Below are 3,364 nucleotides of genomic sequence, written 5' to 3' on the forward strand. Positions count from 1 at the left end.
AAGGGAGATTCAAATTTAGTTAAATATACATATTGGGATGGAACTGATTGGATATTTATGGAAATTGATGAGGGGTGGAGTGAGCACGGTTCATTATGGCTTGGTCTTAACGATCTTGATTATCCGGTTATTGGTTATTGCAAATGGCCGGCATTATATTGTGCTTATTATGATGGTAGTTTCTGGCATAATGAGTTTACGGGTGATGCGGGTTCCTGGGAGATTCGGCTCTGTCTTGATAGCTTTGGTTTACCCCATATTGTCTATGTTGATCAGATGGGTCAGCGACCGGAATACTGTTATCGTGATTCTTTAACCTGGTATTTATGTGGATATATTGAGCCTGACCCTGATGCTATGACCTACCGTTCAGTCTCTTTCTGTTTAGATGGAAATGATAATCCTTATGTTGCGTATATGACTTCTGGACCTGGTAACTGTTATCGGCTGAAGTATGCCAAGGGCACATTTACCGGGATAGCTGAGAATAAAAAGAGCAATCCAAAACCGAAAGAATATCGGTTGCGGGTTTATCCGGATATTATTTCTTGTTATTTGAATATTGAGTACACTTTACTGATGAAGGGTAAGATTGAGCTTGCACTTTATGATATTGCAGGGATCAGGGTCAAGATGATTGAGCAGGGTTTTTATCTGCCTGGTGATTATCAGAAAATGGTTGAAATCGGCAATTTAGCCGGTGGTGTCTATTTTATTGTGCTTAAACAGAATGATAAACAGGTGAGTGAAAAATTCCTGCTTATAAGATAATAAAAATATGCCGGCGCTGTTTCTTTGTTGAAAGTTGAGGATGTTATGAAGATAGCTGGTCAGATTTTCTCTGACTCCATCTCCTTGTTCTGCCATTCCTTCGTTTCACTCAGGACAGCGTCTGAGCACATTCACTCTGTTCAGTGTGAACTCCGTGAAGAATCTCAATAACTAAATGTTTTCGATATTCTGTTTTTCTTCCTTTAGAAAAGAAGGAAGGATGGGAAAATAGAGATTCTTCATCCACCCGCCAAAAAGAACGGCAGACGGACTCAGAATAACGGGGAAAAGGAGGGTTTTTAATCAAAAAGAAAAAAATGGAGAGGAGTCAGCTGTCTTAGAGGTACACAAAAGAATTATTTTTTCTTGAAGAAACCGAAGAGTCCACCGCCTTCTTTCTTGTCTTCTTTTTTCTCCGGTTCTGCCGCAGGAGGCGTCTCAGTCGGTGGCTCGGTCTTCTTTGCAATCTTGACCAGACCCGAAGATATCAGCCCGTAGAGAATCCGGGCGGTCTCGAATTCAGAGAGGTTCGCTTTGGCGGCGATATCCTTTATCGCCCTGGTGCCGTCGACAAACGAGAGTACTTTCCACTCTTCCGGCTTCAAGTGGATCTTTTCGACTCCGGCATCAGGGACTTCGACGATCTTTACGATCACATCAAAGGAAGGAATTAATTTCTGAATTTTATTCATTTCGTCGATACGGCGGGCTGCTTCGAGAATGACCTGCTGGATCGGTAGGTCGACGGTATGCTCGAGGGTCTCTTCACTGGGATTAAATATAAAACGTCCGCTTTTCCAGCTCAGGATGACGTCGATCGCTCCTTCTCCCTGGATGGAATTTGTTTTTGCATGAATCACCATACCGTTTTTAAAATATACGATGCCCACATCATCGGTTGTTTGAATCCTCAAACCACCGTCTTTTTGCCCCAGCTGAATCAGTTGAAAGACATCGGTTAATTCAAAATCTTCTAAATTCCCCTGTAACGCCATTATTCTTTATATACCCCCATATTTTGAAATTTCCGTATTCTTAATTCAATCAACTTATTTGCAGGGATCTTTACGAGTTCATTCATATTCCGAACAAGAGCTTCTTTGATGTTTTCCGCACTCGTGGCGAAGTCCATATGGGCGCCGCCGATCGGCTCAGGAACAATCTCATCGATAATCCCGAATTTTTTAAGATCCGGGGCGGTCAATTTCAAAGATTCCGCCGCCTCTTTGTTCTTTGAGGAATCACGCCATAAGATCGAGGCGCATCCCTCTGGTGAGATCACTGAATAGATGGCGTTTTCACACATCAATATACGGTCGCCCACGGCGATCGCCAGAGCTCCTCCTGAACCGCCTTCTCCGAGAATGAGAACTATTATGGGCACTGGTAATGTAGCTGTTTCAAAGAGGTTTGTGGCGATTGATTCTGCCTGACCCCGTTCTTCTGCCTGGGCGCCTGGATAAGCACCGGGTGTATCGACCATTGTTATCACGGGCATATTGAACTTCGCCGCCATCTTCATGATTCTTAGGGCTTTTCGATATCCTTCAGGGTGAGGCATGCCGAAATTTCGTTTTATCTTTTCTTTTGTATCACGACCTTTTTGATGCGCCACGATCGCGATATTATACTTATCCAATTTCGCGATTCCAGCCACAATCGCCCAATCATCTCCAAAACGCCGGTCTCCGTGCAACTCGATGAAGTCTTCAGTAATCAAGGGGATGATATCAAGGGGATACGGCCTGCGGGGATGGCGTGCCAGCTGCACCCTCTGCCAGCGGGTCAGGTTGGAATAGATTCTCTTCTTCAGTTTTTCAGCCTGGGCCTTGAGGCGTTCTATCTCTTCTTCAACGCCGCTTAATCCTTTAAGTTCTTCAATCTTTTTTTCAAGATCGACGATGGGCCTTTCAAAATCCAGCCAGAGTCCGTTCATCAGAATTCAAACCCGATACCAAAGGTACTGATCATACCGAGATTTTTGGGATAAAGTGAGCCTGCATATCTGAAAGCCAATCCGCCGGTCTTTAAAGTGACGCCGAACCCCGGATAGAAACTCTCGCGGTATTGAGCGGCGAGATCAAAGACCATCATACTATATACCGGTACCCGGATGCCGATGCCGAATTCGAAGATGCCGTTGTTTACCAAATAATGAACGTCTGTGCTTACACTCAATTTTTTTAAGTCGTAAAAACCACCCATACTCAGACGGGCGGGAAGATTCACTTCTTCATTATTAAGGGAAATCTTTGTGCCGCAGTTCGACGCTCCGAAAGTAACTCCATATGGTGTCTTGAAATACGAAAATCCGATATCAAAGGCAAGGGCGTGGTCTGAGTAGATATAGATACTTTCTGAAATATATTTTATACTTATCCCGACATTACCGTTTTCTGATACGGCTATTTTGCTGCTCAGGATCATTGAAAAGTCATTGGCAGTATAATAGACCAGTGAATCCTCTGAGGGATAATTGGGATGCCATTCAATATCTCCGTAATCGAAATTGATGAATGCCAGGCCGAAATCGATTGATTTTATTTTTTTGCTTAATGCCAGGGATACACTCTGCATCGAGAGGTAAAAACGA

General features: G+C 43.7%; 3 protein-coding genes. 1 reads left to right on the forward strand and 2 read right to left on the reverse strand.

What is annotated here, in order from left to right:
• The first annotated feature begins 57 nt into the window (after positions 1-57).
• On the forward strand, positions 58-771 hold the full coding sequence (locus tag ENI34_07385) for a T9SS type A sorting domain-containing protein (GenBank protein HEC78948.1): 714 nt from the start codon (positions 58-60) through the stop codon (positions 769-771).
• 356 nt (positions 772-1,127) lie between these two features.
• On the opposite strand, the gene ENI34_07390 is transcribed toward ENI34_07385, so the two are convergent.
• The gene (locus tag ENI34_07390; GenBank protein HEC78949.1) at positions 1,128-1,766 is read right to left on the reverse strand and encodes a DUF4388 domain-containing protein; all 639 of its coding nucleotides are present in this window, start codon (positions 1,764-1,766) and stop codon (positions 1,128-1,130) included.
• Positions 1,766-2,707, reverse strand: a complete 942-nt coding sequence (locus ENI34_07395; protein HEC78950.1) for an acetyl-CoA carboxylase carboxyltransferase subunit alpha — start codon at positions 2,705-2,707, stop codon at positions 1,766-1,768. Before ENI34_07395 ends, ENI34_07390 begins: the two co-directional genes overlap by 1 nt.
• Between the last annotated feature and the right edge of the window lie 657 nt (positions 2,708-3,364).

Source organism: candidate division WOR-3 bacterium (genome assembly GCA_011052815.1).
Taxonomy (GTDB): domain Bacteria; phylum Hydrothermota; class Tepidihabitantia; order SM23-42; family SM23-42; genus DRIG01.